This is a genomic window from Pseudomonas sp. R1-1 (genome assembly GCF_051132135.1).
Taxonomy (GTDB): Bacteria; Pseudomonadota; Gammaproteobacteria; order Pseudomonadales; family Pseudomonadaceae; genus Aquipseudomonas.
Map to the genome: position 1 here is coordinate 4,818,377 of NZ_CP071663.1, position 20,576 is coordinate 4,838,952.

At 60.8% G+C, this 20,576-nt stretch carries 17 protein-coding genes and 2 tRNA genes; 15 read left to right on the plus strand and 4 right to left on the minus strand.

What is annotated here, in order from left to right; translation table 11 throughout:
• The first annotated feature begins 39 nt into the window (after nucleotides 1–39).
• The 6 genes from J3P75_RS21625 (at nucleotide 40) to pdeM (ending at nucleotide 6,741) form a co-directional block, all read left to right on the plus strand.
• Nucleotides 40–768, plus strand: a complete 729-nt coding sequence (locus J3P75_RS21625; protein ID WP_090282094.1) for an ABC transporter permease — start codon at nucleotides 40–42, stop codon at nucleotides 766–768.
• Nucleotides 765–1,475 (plus strand): ABC transporter permease, encoded by a 711-nt coding sequence (locus J3P75_RS21630; protein ID WP_090282093.1) that lies wholly within the window; start codon nucleotides 765–767, stop codon nucleotides 1,473–1,475. The genes J3P75_RS21625 and J3P75_RS21630 overlap by 4 nt, the downstream gene beginning before the upstream one ends.
• Nucleotides 1,476–1,504: 29 nt before the next feature.
• Nucleotides 1,505–2,623: a succinylglutamate desuccinylase/aspartoacylase family protein gene (locus J3P75_RS21635; protein WP_434708127.1), complete on the plus strand. Its 1,119-nt coding sequence runs from the start codon at nucleotides 1,505–1,507 to the stop codon at nucleotides 2,621–2,623.
• A 13-nt stretch (nucleotides 2,624–2,636) separates the two neighbouring features.
• Entirely contained in the window at nucleotides 2,637–3,401 is a 765-nt protein-coding gene (locus tag J3P75_RS21640) for an ABC transporter ATP-binding protein (RefSeq protein ID WP_394599276.1), read from the plus strand.
• 197 nt (nucleotides 3,402–3,598) lie between these two features.
• Nucleotides 3,599–6,088, plus strand: a complete 2,490-nt coding sequence (locus J3P75_RS21645; RefSeq protein WP_434708128.1) for a ligase-associated DNA damage response DEXH box helicase — start codon at nucleotides 3,599–3,601, stop codon at nucleotides 6,086–6,088.
• Nucleotides 6,085–6,741, plus strand: a complete 657-nt coding sequence (gene pdeM / locus J3P75_RS21650) for a ligase-associated DNA damage response endonuclease PdeM (RefSeq protein WP_434708129.1) — start codon at nucleotides 6,085–6,087, stop codon at nucleotides 6,739–6,741. The genes J3P75_RS21645 and pdeM overlap by 4 nt, the downstream gene beginning before the upstream one ends.
• Nucleotides 6,742–6,771: 30 nt before the next feature.
• Here the strand turns inward: pdeM and J3P75_RS21655 are convergent, their stop codons facing one another.
• Both J3P75_RS21655 and dcd read right to left on the minus strand, forming a co-directional pair.
• Complete coding sequence (locus J3P75_RS21655) at nucleotides 6,772–6,981, minus strand: hypothetical protein (protein WP_090282088.1); 210 nt, start codon at nucleotides 6,979–6,981, stop codon at nucleotides 6,772–6,774.
• A 106-nt stretch (nucleotides 6,982–7,087) separates the two neighbouring features.
• On the minus strand, nucleotides 7,088–7,654 hold the full coding sequence (gene dcd / locus J3P75_RS21660) for a dCTP deaminase (protein ID WP_007940589.1): 567 nt from the start codon (nucleotides 7,652–7,654) through the stop codon (nucleotides 7,088–7,090).
• Nucleotides 7,655–8,009: 355 nt separating this feature from the next.
• On the opposite strand from dcd, the gene J3P75_RS21665 reads away from it, so the two are divergent.
• Nucleotides 8,010–8,219: a cold-shock protein gene (locus tag J3P75_RS21665; RefSeq protein WP_002554837.1), complete on the plus strand. Its 210-nt coding sequence runs from the start codon at nucleotides 8,010–8,012 to the stop codon at nucleotides 8,217–8,219.
• Between the two features lie 119 nt (nucleotides 8,220–8,338).
• Here the strand turns inward: J3P75_RS21665 and J3P75_RS21670 are convergent, their stop codons facing one another.
• Entirely contained in the window at nucleotides 8,339–9,346 is a 1,008-nt protein-coding gene (locus tag J3P75_RS21670; RefSeq protein ID WP_090282087.1) for a DUF481 domain-containing protein, read from the minus strand.
• 164 nt (nucleotides 9,347–9,510) lie between these two features.
• Here J3P75_RS21670 and J3P75_RS21675 point away from each other — a divergent pair, with 164 nt between their 5' ends.
• The 4 genes from J3P75_RS21675 to J3P75_RS21690 all read left to right on the plus strand — a co-directional run bounded on the left by J3P75_RS21675 (nucleotide 9,511) and on the right by J3P75_RS21690 (nucleotide 14,283).
• Nucleotides 9,511–9,864, plus strand: coding sequence for an MGMT family protein (locus J3P75_RS21675; RefSeq protein ID WP_434708131.1), 354 nt, complete (start codon nucleotides 9,511–9,513; stop codon nucleotides 9,862–9,864).
• Between the two features lie 43 nt (nucleotides 9,865–9,907).
• A complete protein-coding gene (locus J3P75_RS21680) occupies nucleotides 9,908–11,467 on the plus strand; it encodes an AmpG family muropeptide MFS transporter (protein WP_434708132.1) in 1,560 nt (519 codons plus the stop codon).
• A gap of 129 nt (nucleotides 11,468–11,596) precedes the next feature.
• Nucleotides 11,597–13,312, plus strand: a complete 1,716-nt coding sequence (locus J3P75_RS21685; RefSeq protein ID WP_336355019.1) for a proline--tRNA ligase — start codon at nucleotides 11,597–11,599, stop codon at nucleotides 13,310–13,312.
• A 17-nt stretch (nucleotides 13,313–13,329) separates the two neighbouring features.
• Nucleotides 13,330–14,283 carry a hypothetical protein gene (locus J3P75_RS21690; RefSeq protein WP_203420996.1) on the plus strand — a complete coding sequence of 318 codons (954 nt, stop codon included), beginning with the start codon at nucleotides 13,330–13,332 and terminating at the stop codon, nucleotides 14,281–14,283.
• Nucleotides 14,284–14,409: 126 nt separating this feature from the next.
• Here the strand turns inward: J3P75_RS21690 and dinB are convergent, their stop codons facing one another.
• Complete coding sequence (gene dinB, locus J3P75_RS21695; RefSeq protein ID WP_093104071.1) at nucleotides 14,410–15,471, minus strand: DNA polymerase IV; 1,062 nt, start codon at nucleotides 15,469–15,471, stop codon at nucleotides 14,410–14,412.
• A gap of 280 nt (nucleotides 15,472–15,751) precedes the next feature.
• On the opposite strand from dinB, the gene J3P75_RS21700 reads away from it, so the two are divergent.
• The 4 genes from J3P75_RS21700 to J3P75_RS21715 all read left to right on the plus strand — a co-directional run bounded on the left by J3P75_RS21700 (nucleotide 15,752) and on the right by J3P75_RS21715 (nucleotide 20,334).
• Nucleotides 15,752–15,828: transfer RNA gene (locus J3P75_RS21700), tRNA-Met, on the plus strand.
• A gap of 217 nt (nucleotides 15,829–16,045) precedes the next feature.
• A tRNA-Met gene (locus tag J3P75_RS21705) sits at nucleotides 16,046–16,122 on the plus strand.
• Nucleotides 16,123–16,399: 277 nt separating this feature from the next.
• Nucleotides 16,400–19,039, plus strand: a complete 2,640-nt coding sequence (gene mprF / locus J3P75_RS21710; RefSeq protein WP_434708133.1) for a bifunctional lysylphosphatidylglycerol flippase/synthetase MprF — start codon at nucleotides 16,400–16,402, stop codon at nucleotides 19,037–19,039.
• Nucleotides 19,039–20,334 (plus strand): AcvB/VirJ family lysyl-phosphatidylglycerol hydrolase, encoded by a 1,296-nt coding sequence (locus tag J3P75_RS21715; RefSeq protein WP_434708134.1) that lies wholly within the window; start codon nucleotides 19,039–19,041, stop codon nucleotides 20,332–20,334. Before mprF ends, J3P75_RS21715 begins: the two co-directional genes overlap by 1 nt.
• Nucleotides 20,335–20,576: the final 242 nt, after the last annotated feature.

The window sequence follows — 20,576 nt, forward strand, 5'->3', positions numbered from 1 at the left end:
TCGATGGGCGCCTTTTCCATCCGTTCAGGTTGCTGATTTATGTTTGAAACCCTTCTGCAAAATCTGGGGCTGGCCTCCTTCAGTCTGCAGGGCTTCGGCCCGTTGCTGCTGGCAGGTACCTGGATGACCATCAAATTATCGGCGATGTCGCTGCTGGTGGCCGTGTTGCTCGGCCTGCTCGGCGCCAGTGCCAAACTGTCGAAAGTCAAACTGCTGCGCCTGCCCGCCCAGCTCTACACCACGCTGATCCGCGGCGTGCCGGACCTGGTGCTGATGCTGCTGATCTTCTACAGCCTGCAAACCTGGCTGACGTCGCTGACCGACTACATGGAATGGGAATACATCGAGATCGACCCGTTCAGCGCCGGCGTACTGACCCTGGGCTTCATTTATGGCGCGTATTTCACCGAAACCTTCCGTGGCGCGATCCTCGCCGTGCCGCGCGGTCAGGTCGAAGCGGCCACCGCCTATGGCCTGAAACGCGGTCAGCGCTTTCGCTTCGTGGTGTTTCCGCAAATGATGCGTTTCGCCCTGCCGGGCATCGGCAATAACTGGATGGTCATGCTCAAGGCCACCGCGCTGGTGTCGATCATCGGTCTCGCGGATCTGGTCAAAGCCGCGCAGGACGCCGGTAAAAGCACCTATCAACTGTTCTATTTTCTGGTCCTCGCCGCGTTGATCTACCTGCTGATCACCAGTGCGTCTAACTTCATTCTGCGCTGGCTCGAACGTCGCTACGCGGCCGGTGCCCGGGAGGCCGTGCGATGATCGAACTCCTCCAGGAATACTGGCGCGCCTTCCTGTATACCGACGGCCAGAACATCACCGGGCTGGCGATGACAATGTGGCTGCTGACCGCCTCGATCTGCATCGGCTTCATCGTCTCGATTCCGCTGTCGATCGCCCGCGTCTCGCCGCACTTCTACATTCGCTGGCCGGTGCAGTTCTACACCTACCTGTTTCGGGGCACGCCGCTGTATATCCAGTTGCTGATCTGCTACACCGGGATCTACAGTCTGGCGGCGGTGCGCGAACAACCGCTGCTCGACAGTTTCTTTCGCGATGCGATGAACTGCACGATCCTCGCCTTTGCCTTGAACACCTGCGCCTACACCACGGAGATTTTCGCCGGGGCGATTCGCAGCATGAACCATGGTGAAGTCGAAGCGGCCAAGGCTTACGGCCTGACCGGCTGGAAGTTGTATGCGTATGTGATCATGCCTTCGGCGCTGCGCCGGTCGTTGCCGTATTACAGCAACGAAGTGATCCTGATGCTGCACTCGACCACCGTGGCCTTCACCGCGACCATTCCCGACATCCTCAAAGTCGCGCGGGACGCCAACTCGGCGACCTTCCTGACTTTCCAGTCGTTCGGCATTGCCGCGCTGATCTACCTGACCATCACCTTTGCGCTGGTCGGCCTGTTCCGTCTCGCCGAACGGCGCTGGCTGGCCTTCCTCGGGCCGACGCACTAGGCCCAGCTCAGGAAATAAAGAGATAAACCATGCGCCACCTGATTCATGACTTGCTGGCCCCGCTGCCGGGGACCGCACGACAGATCCACAGCTTCCACTTCGGCCCGGAGCAGGCCAAGGGCAAGGTGTATATCCAGTCATCGCTGCATGCCGACGAACTGCCCGGCATGCTGGTCGCCTGGCACCTCAAGCAACGGCTGGCCGAGCTGGAAGCCGCCGGCCGCCTGCGCAGCGAGATCGTACTGGTGCCGGTGGCCAATCCGGTCGGCCTCGAGCAAGTGCTGATGGACGTGCCGCTGGGTCGCTACGAGCTGGAGAGCGGGCAGAACTTCAACCGCTGGTTCGTCGACCTCAGCGAGGAAATCGGCAACGCCATCGAAGGCCAGCTCAGCGACGACCCGCAACACAACCTTGAGCTGATCCGCGCCAGCCTGCGCGCCGCCCTCGCCCGCCAGACCGCCAGCACGCAACTGCAATCCCAACGCCTGACTCTGCAACGGCTGGCCTGCGACGCCGACATGGTGCTCGACTTGCACTGCGACTTTGAATCGGTGGTGCACCTTTACACCACGCCGGAAGCCTGGCCGCAGGTCGAGCCGCTGGCGCGCTACATCGGCGCCCAGGCGAGCCTGCTTGCCACTGACTCTGGCGGTCAGTCCTTCGACGAATGCTTCACCCTGCTCTGGTGGCAACTGAAGGAGCGCTTCGGCGAACACTTCGAGATTCCGCTGGGCAGTTTCTCGGTCACCGTCGAGTTGCGCGGTCAGGGTGACGTCACGCATCCGCTGGCCAGCCGCGACTGCCAGGCGCTGATCGACTATCTGATCCAGTTCGATGCCATCGTCGGCGAAACCAAGCCGCAGCCGCCCTTGCCCTACCCTGCCACGCCGTTGGCCGGCGTTGAGCCGGTGACCACCCCGGTCGGTGGCCTGCTGGTGTACACCGCCACCGCTGGACAGTACCTGGAGGCCGGTCAGCAGATCGCCGAAATCATCGACCCGATCCACGATCGCGTCACCCCCATTCATTGCACCGCCGCCGGCCTGCTGTACGCACGCTCGCTGCGACGCATGGCCACTGCCGGCATGGTCATCGCCCACGTTGCGGGCGCCGAAGCCTACCGCAGCGGCTACCTACTTTCGCCTTGAGGATGTTCGTCCCATGTACAAACTGACCGTTGAAGGCCTGCATAAAAGCTATGGCGACCATCAGGTGCTCAAAGGCGTTTCGCTCAAGGCCAGGACCGGCGATGTCATCAGCCTGATCGGCGCCAGCGGCTCGGGCAAAAGTACGTTTTTGCGCTGCATCAACTTTCTCGAGCAACCCAACGACGGCGCCATGAGCCTCGATGGCCAGTCGATCCGCATGGTCACCGATCGCCACGGCATGCACGTCGCCGACGCCAATGAACTGCAACGTCTGCGCACACGGCTGGCCATGGTGTTCCAGCATTTCAATCTGTGGAGCCACATGACCGTGCTGGAAAACATCACCATGGCCCCGCGCCGGGTGCTGGGTTGCAGCAAACAGGAAGCCGACGACCGCGCCCGGCGTTATCTGGACAAGGTCGGCCTGCCGGCGCGAGTTGCAGAACAGTACCCGGCGTTTCTCTCCGGCGGCCAGCAACAGCGCGTGGCGATTGCCCGGGCGCTGGCGATGGAACCGGAAGTCATGCTGTTCGACGAACCCACCTCGGCGCTGGACCCGGAACTGGTCGGCGAAGTGCTCAAGGTGATTCAGGGCCTGGCCGAAGAAGGCCGGACCATGATCATGGTCACCCACGAAATGAGTTTCGCGCGCAAGGTGTCGAATCAGGTGCTGTTTCTGCATCAGGGCCTGGTGGAGGAAGAAGGCGCGCCGGAGGATGTGTTGGGCAATCCGAAGAGCGAACGGCTGAAGCAGTTCCTCAGCGGCAACCTGAAATAACGCCGTACACAATTCCCCTGTAGGAGTGAGCCTGCTCGCGATAGCGTCATACCAGTCGATGCATGTGTGACTGTTATACCGCTATCGCGAGCAGGCTCACTCCTACATAAAAGCACTGCGTGCCAACCTGAAAAATCAAACTTGTCCCCCCGCTTCGCTGTCTCTGAAAAAACCCCTCCAGAGCGCACGCAGCCGGCATGGCGAAATCCCCCGATCTTGCAAAAACCTGGTTCAGCGCCCGCGGCTGGAAGCCGTTCGCGTTTCAGAAACAGGTGTGGGCTGCGGTAAAAAATGGTGAGTCCGGGCTGCTGCATGCCAGCACCGGTGCCGGTAAAACCTATGCCGTGTGGTTCGCAGCGCTCAACCGCTACGCTCGCGCTCGACCTGCCGTCGAAACACCGCGCAAACGCAAACCACCCGCCGAACCGCTGACCGTGCTGTGGATCACCCCCATGCGCGCGCTGGCCGCTGACACCGCCCGCGCCTTGCAGGCACCGGTTGATCACCTGCACCTGCCCTGGAGCATCGGCCTGCGCACCGGCGACACCAGCAGCAGCGAGCGCGCCCGTCAGGGCCGGCGCCTGCCGACTGCGCTGATCACCACGCCAGAGAGCCTGACGCTGCTGCTCGCCCGTGCAGATGCGCGCACGGCGCTGTCGACCTTGCGCATGATCGTCGTCGATGAATGGCACGAACTGCTCGGCAACAAGCGCGGCGTGCAATTGCAACTGGCCCTCGCCCGCCTGCGCCATTGGCAACCGGAACTGATCGTCTGGGGTGTTTCCGCCACTCTTGGTAATCAATCCCACGCTGAACAGGTGCTGATCCCACAGGGTGGGGGCGTGAGTGTGCAAGGACAAAGCGAAAAAGCGCTGGCCGTCGACACCTTGCTCCCACCGGCCATCGAGCGTTTTCCGTGGGCCGGGCACATCGGCCTGAAGATGCTGCCGCAAGTGGTCGCCGAACTCGACGCCTGCGCCAGCAGCCTGGTATTCACCAATACCCGGGCGCAATCGGAAATCTGGTACCAGGCACTGCTTGAAGCACGGCCGGATTGGGCCGGGTTGATCGCCTTGCATCACAGCTCGCTGTCCCGCGATACCCGTGACTGGGTGGAGCAGGCGCTTAAGGACGGGCAATTGAAAGCTGTGGTGTGCACCTCCAGCCTGGATCTGGGCGTGGATTTTCTGCCGGTCGAGCGCGTGTTGCAGATCGGTTCGGCCAAAGGCGTTGCACGTCTGATGCAACGGGCCGGGCGTTCCGGTCACGCACCGGGGCGCACCTCGCGGGTGACGCTGGTGCCGACTCACAGTCTGGAACTGATCGAAGCGGTGGCCGCGCGCGATGCGGTCGAGCAGCGGCGCATCGAGCCGCGCCTGTCGCCGCACAAGCCTTTGGATGTGCTGGTGCAGCATCTGGTCAGCATGGCCCTTGGCGGTGGGTTTATTCCTGAAGAGTTGTACGAAGAAGTCCGCGGCGCCTGGGCTTACCGCGACCTAACCCTGGCCGACTGGGCCTGGGCGCTGGCTTTCGTACGCCATGGCGGGATGTCTCTTACAGCCTATCCGGACTATCGCCGGGTCGAGCCCGACGAACAGGGCGTCTGGCGGGTGCCGGATGCGCGTCTGGCGCGGCGCCACCGGATGAGCATCGGCACCATCGTCAGCGATGCGAGCATCAATCTGAAATTCTGGAGCAAGGGCGGCGGTGGCAAGCAACTGGGCAGCGTCGAAGAAGGCTTTATCGCCCGGCTTAAACCGGGAGACGGTTTCTTGTTCGCCGGGCGCTTGCTGGAATTGGTGCGCGTGGAAAACATGACCGCCTACGTCAAACGCAGCACCGCGAAAAAAGCCGCCGTGCCACGCTGGAATGGCGGGCGCATGCCGCTTTCCAACGAGCTGGCTGAAGCCGTGGTCAGGCGCTTCACCGCGGCCGCTCAAGGCGAATTCACCGGGCCGGAAATGCACGCCTTGCGGCCCTTGCTGGACACGCAGATGCGCTGGTCCGGCCTGCCCACCGCGGAAAATCTGCTGGCCGAAGTACTGAAATCCCGCGAAGGCTGGCACCTGTTTCTCTACCCCTTCGCCGGGCGCCAAGTCCATCTGGGGCTGGCTAGCCTGCTGGCCTGGCGGGTCAGCCAGCGCCAGCCTGTGACGTTCTCGATCGCAGTGAATGATTACGGACTGGAACTGCTCAGTGCCACGCCCGTCGATTGGGCTGAACATTTGAATGGTGCGCTGTTTAATGCCGATCACTTATTGGCCGACGTGCTGGCCAGCCTCAACGCGGGCGAACTGGCGCTACGGCGCTTTCGCGAGATCGCGCGGATCGCCGGACTGGTCTTCGCCGGTTATCCCGGGGCGCCGAAAAGTACCCGCCAGGTGCAGGCATCGAGCGGTCTGTTTTTTCAAGTGTTCAAACAATACGATGCCGACAACCTGCTGCTGGCCCAGGCCGGCGAGGAAGTGTTGCGCGAAGAACTGGATATCGCTCGACTGGAGCAGACCTTGCAGCGGATCAACCGGATGAAACTCGATGTGCATTTGATCAAACGCCCGACACCGCTGGGCTTTCCGCTACTGGTCGAGCGCATGCGTGAAAGCATGAGTTCGGAAAAACTGGCCGACAGGATCAGAAGAATGGTGGGTGATCTGGAAAAAACCGCTGACAACGGCAAGTCGTCATGAGCGCGGCGTATCCGGTGCGCCTGGCCGGCGAAGAATTGTGGTTGCTGCCGGAAAAAGCCCTGTACTGGCCGGCGCAGGAAGCACTGCTGATCGCCGACGTGCATTTCGGCAAGGCAGCGGCCTATCGCAGCCTCGGCCAACCGGTGCCGCATGGCACCACTGCGAGCAATATCGCTGTGATCGACGGGTTGCTGGCGAGGCTGCCGTGCCGCCAGTTGATCTTCCTCGGCGATTTTCTCCACGGACCCGGCTCACATGCGCCCAATACGCTGAACGCGTTGGCAGAGTGGCGGGCGCGGCACGCAGAGCTGCCGATGACGCTGATTCGCGGAAACCACGACAAACGCGCGGGCGATCCCCCAGCCTCGCTGAGTATTCGCGTGGTGCCCGAACCGCTGCTGCTGGGCCCTTTTGCCTTGCAACATGAACCCGAGCCGCATCCCGAACGGCACGTACTCGCCGGGCATGTGCATCCGGTCTATCGGCTGCACGGCAAGGGGCGACAGAGCCTGCGTCTGGCCTGTTTCCGGCTGGGCGAGCGCATCAGCCTGATGCCGGCATTCGGGGCGTTTACCGGCGGCTTTCAGGTCGAGCGCGACGAAACCTGCAGAGTCTTCGTGATCGGCGATAACGAAATATGGCCCGTCAGTTAGTAACTGACGGGCCATACCGGTGACAGTGGGTCAGGCGACAGGCGCCGGAGGCGGTTCGTCCGGCAGGGTCGGCTCGCCGGGTTCGGTCGGTTGTTCATTGGGAGTATCGGGATCAGGCTGACCGGGAACTCCGCCAGCCGCGCTCAGAGGCGGATGCGCCAACAAGGACCAGGCCAATACGCCAACCTGATTGGGCTCAAGCCTTGCCAGTTCGGCAGTGATTTGCGGATCGATCTTCATAGGGCACTCCTCGGCGAAGGCCCGTTTCGCTGGAAACAAAAACGGGCAGTACACCTCATAGAGTGTCTGCCCGCCGAAGAATTCCCGCGTTCCGTCGGATGACCGATCAGGTGCGCGGCAGGGTCACGCCACGCTGGCCCTGGTATTTGCCGCCGCGGTCCTTGTAGGACACTTCGCATTCCTCGTCGGATTCGAGGAAGAGCATCTGCGCCACGCCTTCGTTGGCGTAGATTTTCGCCGGCAGGTTGGTGGTGTTGGAGAACTCCAGCGTCACGTGGCCTTCCCACTCGGGTTCCAGCGGCGTGACGTTGACGATGATGCCGCAGCGAGCGTAGGTACTTTTGCCCAGGCAGATGGTCAGCACATTACGTGGAATGCGGAAGTATTCGACGGTGCTGGCCAGCGCGAAGGAGTTCGGCGGGATGATGCAGACGTCGCTGTGGATGTCGACGAAGCTGCCCGCGTCGAAGTTCTTCGGGTCGACAATGGCCGAGTTGATGTTGGTGAACACCTTGAAGTGGTTGGTGCAACGCACATCGTAGCCGTAGCTCGATACGCCGTAGGAAATCACCCGGCTGTCGTCGCTGCCGCGCATCTGGCGTTCGACGAACGGTTCGATCATGCCGTGTTCCTGCGCCATGCGGCGAATCCACTTGTCCGATTTGATGCTCATGGCGGGTTTGTCCTGAATAGCGAGGTGGAAAAATTCTGTCCGGCATCTTACCGGGCGCGCCGCCTCGTTCAAAGTGCGCACTGCAATTCTCGGCGAACACCCTGGAAATACGGGCTGCGGCGACGAACTGTCACACCGCCGATCCCGAAAACACAGAAACCTTTGCAACAAGCATTGGCACGTTCCGGAAAAAGGGTTAAGGTGGCGTCACTGTGTTGCTTGTGTCACTGAGAATCTCTACACGATATGTTGAATTTCGATCCAACCATCTACAAGAATTTTTCCTGCTCTTTGCACTCAGTCTCGGCCAGGGTTCTTCCTGAGTCGCAGTTATCTTTGTTCAAGGAGTTACACCATGTCTAATCGCCAAACCGGTACCGTTAAGTGGTTCAACGATGAAAAAGGCTTCGGCTTCATCACTCCACAATCCGGTGACGATCTGTTCGTTCACTTCAAAGCTATCCAATCCGACGGCTTCAAAAGCCTGAAAGAAGGCCAACAGGTTTCTTTCATCGCTACCCGCGGTCAGAAAGGCATGCAAGCTGAAGAAGTACAAGTTATCTAACTTGTAGCTTCTTTAGAAAAGAGCCCCGCCCTCAAAAGCGGGGCTTTTTTGTGGGCGTCTGTTTTGTCCAGGCAAAAAAAATCGCAGCCCGACAACGGCTGCGATTTTTTATCGATGACTTACCAGGCCACGCCAAACCCTGCGGTATAGCGGGTCTTGTTCAGATCGGCATCGTTGGTACCGCTGATGATGTCGCGCTCGGCCTTGAGGTTGAGCGACGCCCACTCGGTGACCTTGTAGCGCAGGCCCAGTTCGGCATCCAGTGCGTAATCCGCCACACCCGAGAGTGGCTTGCCGACTTCACCGTTGGTGAAGAACTCGACCTTCTTGCCGATCAGGTAGCGGTTGTAGTCCCACTTCATGGCAACAGAGTAGAAGTTGTCCTTGCTGCCATCGCGGTATTCGTAATCGGTGCGGTTGAGCAACGAGCCCAGCGAGAATGCACCCAACTCATCGTCCCAGAACTGGTAGCCGGGACCGGTACCGACCACCCGCTGACGCGCCAGCTCTTCGATGTGGTCACGCTTGTAGTTCAGGCGACCTTGCCAGAACCATTGATCGGTAATGAAGCGGTCAAGGGAGTACTCGGCGCGCCAGTTGTTGGTGGTAGTTTCGGCGTCCTGCACTTCGCGGTTGTACTCACCTTCGGCGGTATGACGCCAACGACCGTGACGCGCCGAGGTCTTGAACGCGACATCGTAATCATCGGTATCTTTCTCGGCGCGCTGATAATCCAGCGCCAGGTCGACATTGCCCTTCCACACCAGGTCAGTGACGATCGGTTTTGGCTTGAGGATCTGCTGAATGCTCGCCAGCTCGACGGTTTTCGGCGCGTCACCGTTGGCCAGGGTGACCTTGCCGTCGTCCGCCGCAGTCAGCGACTTGGAGACTTCGCCGGTATAAGCGTCCTGCTTGACCAGCAGGTGCTGCTCGCTCTCCAGGGTCTTGACCTCTTTCCAGTCGATGGTCACCGCACCGGCATATTTGGTCTGGATCAACAGCTTGCCGCCATCGAAGACGCTGATGGTGCCGCTCAACTTGTCACCGTTCTTCAACCAGACGGTGTCGGCAAGCAGGGGCGTGGACGCACTGAAAACAGCAAGGCACAGCAGGGATCTGGAAAACATAGGCGAATCGAGGGCTCAGTTGTCGGAAAAAGGTCGGCATTATCCGTAGGAATAAGACCCTGACAAGGACTGACCGGACGATTTCCAATGAGTTCATTTCTCAACTACGCGGCGACGGATTACTCTGAACACCTTGAAAAAGCCCCGGTTCAGGAACCACGCCCGTGACAGCACCCACCGACGCTCATGACAGCGAAGCGCAAATCCGACGCACGGCGCTCTACTCCACTCTCGCGCAAGTGCCGGAGGGTAAAGTCGTCAGCTATGGTCAGTTGGCCGAACTGGCTGGGTTGGGACGCGCCGCGCGCTGGGTCGGACGAACCCTGAGTCAGTTGCCCGCCGATACCCGGTTGCCATGGCACCGGGTGCTGGGCGCTGGCGGGCGGATCAGCCTTCCTGTGGGCAGCCCGTCCGGCGATGAACAACGGGCGCGACTGCGCATCGAAGGCATCACCGTCCAGAACAATCGTGTGGATATTCGGCGCCATGGCTGGCGTCCGGTAGAGCACAGCGGTTAGAGTGCGCGCTTTGTTTTCGCAATCTTGAGGCAGACTTCAGCCCATGCCCCGTAAAACCTGGCGCGCCGCGCTCGCCGCCTATGCCAGTCCTTCGACGCTCGTGCTGTTGTTGCTCGGTTTTGCCGCCGGCCTGCCGTACATGCTGGTGTTCTCAACGCTTTCGGTCTGGCTGCGTGAAGCCGGTGTCGCCCGTGAAACCATTGGCTACGCCAGTCTGATCGGCCTGGCCTATGCGTTCAAATGGGTCTGGTCTCCCCTGCTCGACCAATGGCGCCTGCCCTTGCTTGGCAAGCTCGGCCGTCGCCGTTCATGGCTGGTGCTTTCGCAGGCGCTGGTGATTCTCGGGCTGATCGGCATGGGTTTCTGCGATCCGCAAAAACACCTGTCCTGGCTGATTGCGATTGCCGTAGTGGTCGCTTTCGCCTCCGCCACTCAGGATATTGCCGTCGACGCCTATCGCCTGGAAATCGCCGATGACAGCCGGCAAGCCGCGCTCGCCGCCAGCTACATGTCCGGCTACCGCGTCGCCGCCCTGCTCGCCACCGCCGGCGCGCTATTCTTCGCCGAAGGCTTCGGCTCCACCGGTTTCAACTATAAGCACGCCGCCTGGACGGGTACTTATGTGCTGTTCGGCGCGTTGATGGTTCCGGCACTGCTGACCACACTGTTCATGCGCGAGCCGCCCGTACCGCTGCGTACGCAATTGCAGGCCGGGCGTTACACGTTCATGCATCAACTGATGTCGGTATTCGTGCTGATCATCCTGCTGGTGTCCGTGCCGGCGATGTTCACTCAGCTCTACAACACCGATTTCGCCAGGGTACTGTTCGGCGACATGAGCCCGCTCGACCTGTTACTGGAAGATCGCGCATTCCTGCGCGCCATTCTCTATACCCTGCTCACCGGCCTGTGCCTTTCAGCCATGGGCCGCCGCGGCCTGGCGCCGGTGCTGACCCCGGTCAACGACTTCATTTTGCGTTACCGCTGGCAGGCGCTGCTGCTGCTCGGCCTGATCGCCACCTATCGCATGTCGGACACGGTCATGGGCGTGATGGCCAACGTGTTCTATATCGACCAGGGCTTCACCAAGGATCAGATCGCCAGTGTCAGCAAGATTTTCGGCCTGATCATGACCCTCGTCGGTGCCGGCATGGGTGGCCTGCTGATCGTACGTTTCGGCATTCTGCCGATTCTGTTTATCGGCGGTGCAGCCTCGGCGGGCACCAACCTGCTGTTCGTGATGCTCGCTGACATGGGTCCGAACCTGCAGATGCTGGTGGTGACCATCTCTCTGGACAACTTCAGTTCCGGCCTGGCGACCTCGGCGTTCGTGGCCTACCTGTCGAGCCTGACCAACCTCAAGTTCTCGGCCACCCAGTACGCCCTCCTCAGCTCGATCATGCTGTTGTTGCCGCGACTGATGGGCGGCTATTCCGGCGTGCTGGTGGAAAAGTTCGGTTATCACAGTTTCTTCCTGATCACTGCCCTGCTCGGCGTGCCGACGCTGGTGCTGATCGCGCTGCACTGGTTCCAGGAGAGCCGCCGCGAAGGCCCGACGCCAACGCCCGAGCCTACACCGACCCCGGTTGTCGAAGAATCGTAAGACGTTTCGCCGCCGGCGGGAGGAATCCCGCCGTCGAACCTCACCAGCGGCCGCATGCCTGTACGTCGACAAAACTCGCCGGTACACTGCTCCGTCATTTCCAGTCAAAGCAACCGACAACGGCCAACCATGCGCACCAGTCAATTTTTGCTCGCCACACAGAAAGAAACGCCTTCCGATGCGGTCGTGATCAGCCATCAGCTGATGCTGCGCGCCGGCATGATCCGCAAACTCGCCTCGGGCCTGTACACCTGGCTGCCCATGGGCCTGCGGGTAATGCGCAAGGTTGAAGCCATCGTTCGCGAAGAAATGAACGCGGCCGGCTCTCTGGAAGTGTTGATGCCGAGCACCCAACCGGCCGAGCTGTGGCAGGAATCGGGGCGCTGGGAAGAATACGGTCCTGAGCTGCTGCGCATCAAAGACCGCCACGGTCGCGACTTCTGCGCGGGCCCGACCCACGAAGAAGTGATCACCGATCTGATGCGCAACGAGTTGAGCAGCTACAAGCAGCTGCCGATCAACCTGTACCAGATCCAGACCAAATTCCGTGACGAAATCCGCCCACGCTTCGGCTTGATGCGCGGCCGCGAATTCATCATGAAGGACGCGTATTCGTTCCACGCCGATCAGGCATCGCTGCAGGTCACCTACGACCGCATGCACCAGGCCTACTGCAACGTGTTCAGCCGTCTGGGCCTGAAATTCCGTCCGGTTGAAGCCGACAACGGCTCGATCGGTGGCGCCGGTTCGCACGAATTCCACGTATTGGCCGAGTCCGGCGAAGACGACATCGTTTTCAGCAACGGTTCCGACTACGCGGCGAACATCGAGAAAGCCGAAGCCGTGCCACGGGAAACTTCGCGTCCGGCGCCGACCGAAGAACTGCGTCTGGTCGATACGCCAGACACCAAGACCATCGCGGCCCTGGTGGAAAAATTCAATCTGCCGATTGAAAAGACCATCAAGACCCTGATCGTGCGCGCCGAAGAAGAAGGCAAGCTGATCGCGCTGGTCGTTCGTGGCGACCACGAACTCAACGAAATCAAAGCCGCCCAGCAACCAGGCGTAGCCAGCCCGCTGGTCATGGCCACCGATGCCGACCTGCGTGACGCGATTGGCGCCGGCGCCGGTTCGCTCGGCCCGCTGAACCTGCCGCTGCCGATTATCATCGACCGCTCGGTCGAGCTGATGAGCGACTTCGCGATTGGCGCAAACATCGACGACAAGCACTACTTTGGCGTGAACTGGGAGCGTGATCTGCCGGTTCCGACCGTTGCTGACCTGCGTAACGTCGTCGCCGGCGACCCAAGCCCGGACGGCAAGGGCACGCTGGAGATCAAGCGCGGCATCGAAGTCGGACACATCTTCCAACTGGGCAACAAGTACAGCAAGGCGATGAAGTGCGAAGTGCTGGGCGAGAACGGCAAGCCGGTGACCCTGGAAATGGGTTGCTACGGCATTGGCGTGTCCCGCGTGGTTGCCGCTGCAATCGAGCAGAACAACGACGAAAACGGCATCATCTGGAGCGACACCCTGGCGCCGTTCCAGATTGCTCTGGTGCCGCTGCGTTATGAAACCGAGCAGGTGCGCGAAGCCACCGACAAGCTGTACGCCGAACTGACGGCCGCCGGCTTCGAAGTGCTGCTGGACGATCGCGACAAGAAAACCAGCCCGGGCATCAAGTTCGCAGACATGGAGCTGATCGGCATTCCACACCGGATCGTGGTCAGCGACCGCGGTCTCGCCGAAGGCAACCTGGAATACAAGAGTCGTACCGAAGGCGAAGCGCAAGCATTGCCGGTCGCCGACGTACTGTCCTTCCTGCAGGCGCGTATCCGCCGCTGAAACCAGATAGAGACGTCATGTTCAAGCGAAACACCTTAGGCCTCGGTGGCGCCGCCCTGTGCGGCGCCCTGCTGGTCAGCGGCTGCGCCAATCACATGTCGCAGCGCAGCGAGCACGAAGAGCGGGTCGAGCGCAAACTGCTCGACCACAGCCTGCAGATCGATGTCGGCGAGCCCAAGGTGCTTGAGCTGCCGCAACGACGCGTTAAGATCAACGAGCAGAAGACTTTTGAAGTCACGGAGTTCGAAGTCACCCGTCGTTACGACCGCTACACGCCTTACCAACCCTGGCGCGAAGTCTATGAGATTCCGCTGGGCGCGGTCGCCGTGGTCGGCGGTGTCGGTGCCAACGTGGTCAACGTGTTTGCGCTGGGCAACCTGCCGGACAGTGTGACCAAGGACTGGTTCAGCTACGGTTTCGCCGGGCTCAATCCATTCATGAACGCGCAATCCAACGGGCGCGCGCAGCAGAATCTGGCGGGTATCGACGAAGTCCAGCGCGACAAGCGCACGGAATATTCGAGCCTGCCGTGGAGCGAGCGGCCGGTACAGGTCAAGGCTGGCAAGCAGACTTTCGACATGACCACCGATCGCAACGGCGTGCTGCGTTTGAATCTGCTCGACAGCCCGTTCGCCGAAAACGATCTGAATCATATCGGCCGCTTGCAGATCAGTGTCGAGGACGCCAAGGACGACGTGCACTCCGATTCGACGCTGATGCTCAGCAGCCACTTGCGCGACAAGTTGCTGGAAGCGCACGGGCTGATCTATGACGATCTGGAAGACGACGAGGTGAGCCAGTGGGTGCACCGGGTCAAACGCCTGTCGGAGCTGGGCCTGGAAGAAGAAGCCAGCGAACTGGAACAAAGCCTGATCGAATTGACGCGCAACGATCCTGAATTGCAGGCTGAGTTTCTGAAGTCGCTGACTCGGGATGCCGGGCGTCTGGTGGCGGATCCGGGACCGAATTAAAAGCTAAAGGCATCGCGGGCAAGCCCGCTCCCACAGGGTTATGGGTGTTCACACAATAGGTGTTTCACCATCGAACACTGTGGGAGCGGGCTTGCCCGCGATGACTATCTGAGATACGCCGCAAATCTACCGCTCAAACAACTCCATCTGCTCAAACCCGCCACGTAAATCCTCCAGCCTTACTCCGACCCCAAGCAACCGCACCGGTTTGCCGCCGCGATTGAACGCCTGCGTCAGCATCAACTGATAGCTGCCAAGATCCCGCCCTGCCCCGGCCTGCTCCAGCGTGGTCTGGGTGAAATCATGGAATTTCACTTTGACGAACGGCTTGCCCGGCCGATAGCTGCTGTCGATCCGCTCCATCCGGGTTTTCAGGGTGTCGAGCAATTCGGGTAACTTGTCGAGACAGCTGCGCAGATCCGGCAGGTCGGCGTCGTAGGTATTTTCCACGCTGATCGACTGTCGCCGACTGTCGTTGTGCACCAGCCGGTCGTCAATGCCACGGGCGAGGTTCCACAGGCGCTCGCCAAAACTGCCGAATTCGCGCACCAGCGCCAATCGCCCCCATTCACGCAGATGCGCGCAATCGACGATGCCGAGTTTGCCCAGCTTGTCGGCGGTGACCTTGCCGACGCCGTGCAGCTTGCTCACTGGCAAGCCGCTGACGAAGTCTTCGACCTGATCCGGCGTGATCACAAACAGGCCGTTGGGTTTTTTCCAGTCACTGGCGATCTTCGCCAGAAACTTGTTTGGCGCTACGCCCGCAGACACGGTGATGTGCAATTGATTGGAGACGCGCCGGCGAATGTCCTGCGCGATTCGCGTGGCACTGCCGCCGAAATGCGCGCTGTCCGAGACATCGAGATAGGCCTCGTCCAGTGACAGCGGCTCGATCAGGTCGGTGTAATCGGCAAAGATCGTATGGATTTCCCTGGACGCCTCGCGATACGCATCCATACGCGGCTTGACGATGGTCAGATCCGGGCACAATTTCAAGGCGTGCCCCGAGGCCATCGCCGAGCGCACCCCATAGGCGCGCGCCTCATAATTGCAGGTGGCAATCACCCCGCGCCGATCCGCAGAACCACCCACTGCCAACGGCTTGCCGGCCAGACGCGGGTCATCGCGCATTTCGATGGCGGCGTAGAAGCAGTCACAGTCGATGTGGATGATTTTTCGCTGAGTCATGTCAGAAAAGGGAACGTGGCGAGCCAGAGCGGCAGTATCTCACTGACACCTGTATATAGCACCAGTGGTGTTGAATGTTCCTGACCGACTGTAGGAAACCGCGATTGAATTTATTTTCTCAATCAATCAAATGCCTTCAATAGAGCCAGAACCCTTGCTGCGCCTGCCCTGCGGCCCTACACCCCTCCCAGGAAAAACGCTAACCGATTGAACCTGAACAGATTTATTCCAATCGGCGGTTGACACCTCGGCAAAGCTCTGTAGAATGCCGCCACACAGACGCGGGATGGAGCAGTCTGGTAGCTCGTCGGGCTCATAACCCGAAGGTCGTCGGTTCAAATCCGGCTCCCGCAACCAAACATCAAAAAAGGCTACTCGAAAGAGTGGCCTTTTTTGTGCACGTCTGTTTTGCAAATGGGCGCCCTGCCCAATCGGCAGCGAAACGGTAATTCGTTGCATTTCCGAAACTTACGCATCCCCTGCGACCGTTTGCCGCGATTTCGCACTTATTTGATTCTTTACAGGATTAGCGGTTGACACCTCGCCGTTCGCCTGTAGAATGCCGCCACACAGACGCGGGATGGAGCAGTCTGGTAGCTCGTCGGGCTCATAACCCGAAGGTCGTCGGTTCAAATCCGGCTCCCGCAACCAAACATCAAAAAAGGCTACTCGAAAGAGTGGCCTTTTTTGTATCTGTGGAAAAAGTCCTTTCGCAACAATGATCTGTCATCGTGCAGTGAACCGTCCAGGATCCCAGAGCCGCCGCGTTGCGACTATGCTTGAGTCGCGGACAAGACGCCTGCAATCCAAGACTGCCCTCGCCGACACCCGGTGAGAGGCGTAATATTTTGTGATTATTTTTTTCTACAGGGATTGGTAACTTGGCTGGATACCTCCATCCTGTCGCGCACAATCCAAGAGGTGATTGATGCGCGCCAACTCGTCTGATCCACAAGACACCGTCACAGCAGAACAACCGATCAAACCCGAGCGTTTGCGCTGGCTGGATCGGTTAAGCAAATACCGCCAGCCGATCGGTCTGGCCGTGACGTTGCTGCTGTTTGCCATTGCGCTGATTGCCTGTCGCCATCTGCTCGCCGAGCTTGATCTCGACGCGCTGCACGACTCGATTCTCGACGTGCCGAAACCGGCGTTGCTCGGTGCCATCGGGGCGACCGTGGTCGGCTTCATCATTCTGCTCGGCTATGAATGGTCGGCCAGCCGCTACGCCGGCGTGACATTGCCGCCGCGCATGCTCGCCCTCGGCGGCTTCACCGCGTTTGCAATCGGTAACGCGATTGGTCTGTCGCTGCTGTCGGGTGGCTCGGTCCGCTATCGTTTATATGCACGGCTGGGCGTCGGTGCGTCGGAAGTCGCGCACATGACGTTGTTCGCCAGCCTCTCTTTGGGCTGCGCCTTGCCGCCCCTGGCAGCGCTGGCCACTTTGAGCAACCTGTCCGCCGCTTCGCAAGCACTTGGATTGTCCGAGGTGTTGCTGGGCTGCGTCGCCGCCGCCGTGCTGATCCTCAGTGCCGTATTGGCGATCGGCATCTATCGCCGTCGTCTGCCGGAACAACCCTACCCCGACAATCTGTTGGTCAAGGCCGGGCGCCGCACCCTGCGCCTGCCCGGTCGGCGCCTGACCTTCCTGCAACTGGTGATCACTGCGCTCGACGTCGCCGCTGCCGCCACCGTGCTCTATCTGTTGCTGCCGGAAGCGCCGCCTTTCGCGCCGTTCCTGCTGGTGTACCTGTTGGCGCTGGCGGCCGGTGTGCTCAGCCACGTGCCGGGCGGCGTTGGCGTGTTCGAAGCGATTTTGCTCGCCGCGTTCGCCGACAAACTCGGCGCGGCGCCACTGGCCGCGGCGCTGCTGCTGTATCGCCTGATCTATGTGGTACTGCCACTGCTGGTCGCCTGTGTGCTGCTGCTGATCAACGAAGGTCAGCGCCTGTTCCAGACCCAGACCATGCGTGCGGCGTCCGGTCTGGCCGCGCCGATTCTGGCGGTGCTGGTGTTTCTTTCGGGTGTGGTGTTGCTGTTTTCCGGCGCCACCCCTGAAATCGATACGCGTCTGGAGCACATCGGCTTTCTGATCCCGCATCGTCTGGTCGACGCCTCGCACTTCGGTGCCAGCCTGATTGGCGTGTTGTGCCTGCTGCTCGCGCAAGGTCTGCGCCGACGTCTGTCGGCGGCGTGGATGCTGACCACCATCCTGTTGCTGGTCGGTGCCCTGCTCTCGCTGCTCAAGGGCTTCGACTGGGAAGAAGCCACGCTGATGACCCTGACGGCGGCACTGCTCGGCGTCTTCCGTCGCTCGTTCTATCGCCCGAGTCGCCTGACCGAGCTGCCGTTCTCGCCGCTGTATCTGGTCGCCAGCCTGTGCGTCCTCGGTGCGTCGACCTGGCTGCTGTTGTTCGCCTATCAGGACGTGCCGTACAGCCATCAGCTCTGGTGGCAATTCACCCTCGACGCAGACGCCCCACGCGGCCTGCGTTCGCTGCTTGGCGCTGCCGTGCTGTTGCTGGTGATTGCCCTGACCTGGCTGTTGCGTACCGCACGCCCAGTGATTCATCTACCGACACCGGATGAATTGGACCGCGCGGTAAAAATCCTCATGGCGTCGTCGCAGCCCGACGGCGGCCTCGCGCTGACCGGTGACAAGGCGCTGCTGTTTCACCCCAACGACGAGGCGTTCCTGATGTACGCCCGCCGTGGCCGCAGTCTGGTGGCCCTGTACGACCCGATCGGGCCGAGCCAGCAACGCGCGGAAATGATCTGGCAGTTCCGTGATCTCTGCGATATCCATCACACCCGTCCGGTGTTCTACCAGGTGCGCGCGGAGAACCTGCCGTACTACATGGACATCGGCCTGACGGCGATCAAGCTGGGCGAAGAGGCCCGGGTCGATCTGCAGCGCTTTGATCTCGAAGCCAAGGGCAAGGAGATGAAGGATCTGCGCTACACCTGGAACCGTGGCACCCGCGATGGTCTGTCGCTGGAAATCCATGAGCCGGGTCAGGCGCCGATGGACGAGCTGAAGGTGATTTCCGATGCCTGGCTGACCGGCAAGAACGTGCGCGAGAAAGGCTTTTCCCTCGGCCGCTTCAGCGACGATTACCTCAAGCATTTCCGCATCGCAGTCATTCGCTTCGAAGGCCGCCCGGTCGCGTTCGCCAACCTGCTCGAGACTTACAGCCACGATCTGGCAAGCCTCGACCTGATGCGCGCGCACCCGGACGCGCCGAAGCTGACCATGGAATTCATGATGGTCGGCCTGATTCAACATTATAAGAGTCACGGATACGCGCGCTTCAGCCTGGGCATGGTGCCGTTGTCGGGGCTGCAACCCCGCCGCGGTGCACCATTGACTCAGCGGCTGGGCTCGATGGTGTTCCGCCGTGGTGAGCAGCTGTACAACTTCCAAGGCTTGCGCCGCTTCAAAGACAAGTTCCAGCCTGACTGGGAACCCCGTTATATGGCCGTGCCCGCCGGACTCGATCCGTTGGTGGCGCTGGCCGATACTGCTGCCCTGATCGCGGGCGGCTTGACTGGATTGGTGAAACGCTGATGATTCAACGCTCCCTGAAGTACATCCTGGCTGCACTGATCGTGCTGGCCGTGATTGCCGGCGGCGGTTTCTGGTACCTCAAACGCCCGGCACCGGAACCGACCGTCGAACAGCTCCAACCCGCCGATGGCGCGGCCATGACGCGAGTTATCCCGGGCAGCAAGCCGAAGGCTCAGGTGTTGGTGGCCGTTACCGACGAACAAAAGCTCTCCGAGAAACAACTGACCACCCTGAGCCGCAGCGCCTCGGCGCAGATCGTTCAGGTGATTCTGCCCAAGGACTGCCTGCTGCAAAGCCGCGCCCTGCAATCGGGCCTGCGTGAACTGAACGGTCCGGCCACGCTGGTCAGCGGTATCGGCCCAGGTGCCGTATTGGCCTGGCGCTGGTTGGCCGAACAGAAAAACGACAAGGCGCAAGCCATCTCCGTCGACCTCGCCCTGGAAAAACCCGGCTGCACTCACCTGCTGCCGAAGTCCGCCGCCCACGGCCACTGGCTGGTGGCGTGGAACGACAACCCGGACGACGCCAGCGCAGGTTTCGTGCGCGATCAACCGAACGCCGAAACCAGCATCAGCGACTACGACATCAACTTGCCGCAAGTGCTGAACAACGAACTGCGCAAAATCCTCGTCGGCGGCGACAAGGCCAACGGCGGTCTGGCGATCCCGGTGGTCGAAGTCCCGGCCGGCCAGGCCAACGACACCGTGACCCTGTTCCTCTCCGGTGATGGCGGCTGGCGCGACCTCGACCGCGACGTGGCGGGCGAAATGGCCAAGATCGGCTACCCGGTGGTCGGCATCGACACCCTGCGCTACTACTGGCAGCACAAGAGCCCGGAGCAAAGCGCGCTGGATCTCACCGAACTGATGCAGCACTACCGGCAGAAATGGGGCACCAAGCGCTTCATCCTCACCGGCTATTCGTTCGGCGCTGACGTCCTGCCGGCGATCTACAACCGCCTGCCAGAGAACGAACAGCAACGCGTCGACGCGATCATCCTGCTCGCCTTCGCCCGCACCGGCAGCTTCGAAATCGAAGTCGAAGGCTGGTTGGGTAACGCGGGTAAAGAAGCCGCCACCGGGCCGGAAATGGCCAAGCTGCCTGCGGCCAAGGTGGTGTGCATTTATGGTGAAGAAGAAACCGATGAGAGTGGCTGCACCGACAAGACTGCAGTGGGTGAGCCGGTGAAACTGCCTGGCGGGCATCATTTCGACGAGAACTACCCGGCGCTGGCGAAGCGCTTGGTGGATTTGATTCAGAAGCGCCAGAGCAAGGACTCGGTCGCCGAAGAGTGATCTGAGCCGCACCCACAAAAAGCCCCGCAACTTCACAGTTGCGGGGCTTTTTACATCTCGGACGATGAACACATTCCCCTGTAGGAGTGAGCCTGCTCGCGATAGCGGAGTGTCAGCCATCTAGTTGTCAACTGACACACCGCTATCGCGAGCAGGCTCACTCCTACAAGGGATGGCGGTGAATTCAGAATTTGTGCAGAGACCGCAAATTTCTTGACTCTGCACAAAGCAAGAAAAACCGA

Coding starts and splice junctions, on each gene's coding strand:
- J3P75_RS21625 (WP_090282094.1), top strand. CDS start 40: ATGTTTGAAACCCTTCTGCAAAATCTGGGGCTGGCCTCCTTCAGTCTG.
- J3P75_RS21630 (WP_090282093.1), top strand. CDS start 765: ATGATCGAACTCCTCCAGGAATACTGGCGCGCCTTCCTGTATACCGAC.
- J3P75_RS21635 (WP_434708127.1), top strand. CDS start 1,505: ATGCGCCACCTGATTCATGACTTGCTGGCCCCGCTGCCGGGGACCGCA.
- J3P75_RS21640 (WP_394599276.1), top strand. CDS start 2,637: ATGTACAAACTGACCGTTGAAGGCCTGCATAAAAGCTATGGCGACCAT.
- J3P75_RS21645 (WP_434708128.1), top strand. CDS start 3,599: ATGGCGAAATCCCCCGATCTTGCAAAAACCTGGTTCAGCGCCCGCGGC.
- pdeM (WP_434708129.1), top strand. CDS start 6,085: ATGAGCGCGGCGTATCCGGTGCGCCTGGCCGGCGAAGAATTGTGGTTG.
- J3P75_RS21655 (WP_090282088.1), bottom strand. CDS start 6,981: ATGAAGATCGATCCGCAAATCACTGCCGAACTGGCAAGGCTTGAGCCC.
- dcd (WP_007940589.1), bottom strand. CDS start 7,654: ATGAGCATCAAATCGGACAAGTGGATTCGCCGCATGGCGCAGGAACAC.
- J3P75_RS21665 (WP_002554837.1), top strand. CDS start 8,010: ATGTCTAATCGCCAAACCGGTACCGTTAAGTGGTTCAACGATGAAAAA.
- J3P75_RS21670 (WP_090282087.1), bottom strand. CDS start 9,346: ATGTTTTCCAGATCCCTGCTGTGCCTTGCTGTTTTCAGTGCGTCCACG.
- J3P75_RS21680 (WP_434708132.1), top strand. CDS start 9,908: ATGCCCCGTAAAACCTGGCGCGCCGCGCTCGCCGCCTATGCCAGTCCT.
- J3P75_RS21685 (WP_336355019.1), top strand. CDS start 11,597: ATGCGCACCAGTCAATTTTTGCTCGCCACACAGAAAGAAACGCCTTCC.
- J3P75_RS21690 (WP_203420996.1), top strand. CDS start 13,330: ATGTTCAAGCGAAACACCTTAGGCCTCGGTGGCGCCGCCCTGTGCGGC.
- dinB (WP_093104071.1), bottom strand. CDS start 15,471: ATGACTCAGCGAAAAATCATCCACATCGACTGTGACTGCTTCTACGCC.
- mprF (WP_434708133.1), top strand. CDS start 16,400: ATGCGCGCCAACTCGTCTGATCCACAAGACACCGTCACAGCAGAACAA.
- J3P75_RS21715 (WP_434708134.1), top strand. CDS start 19,039: ATGATTCAACGCTCCCTGAAGTACATCCTGGCTGCACTGATCGTGCTG.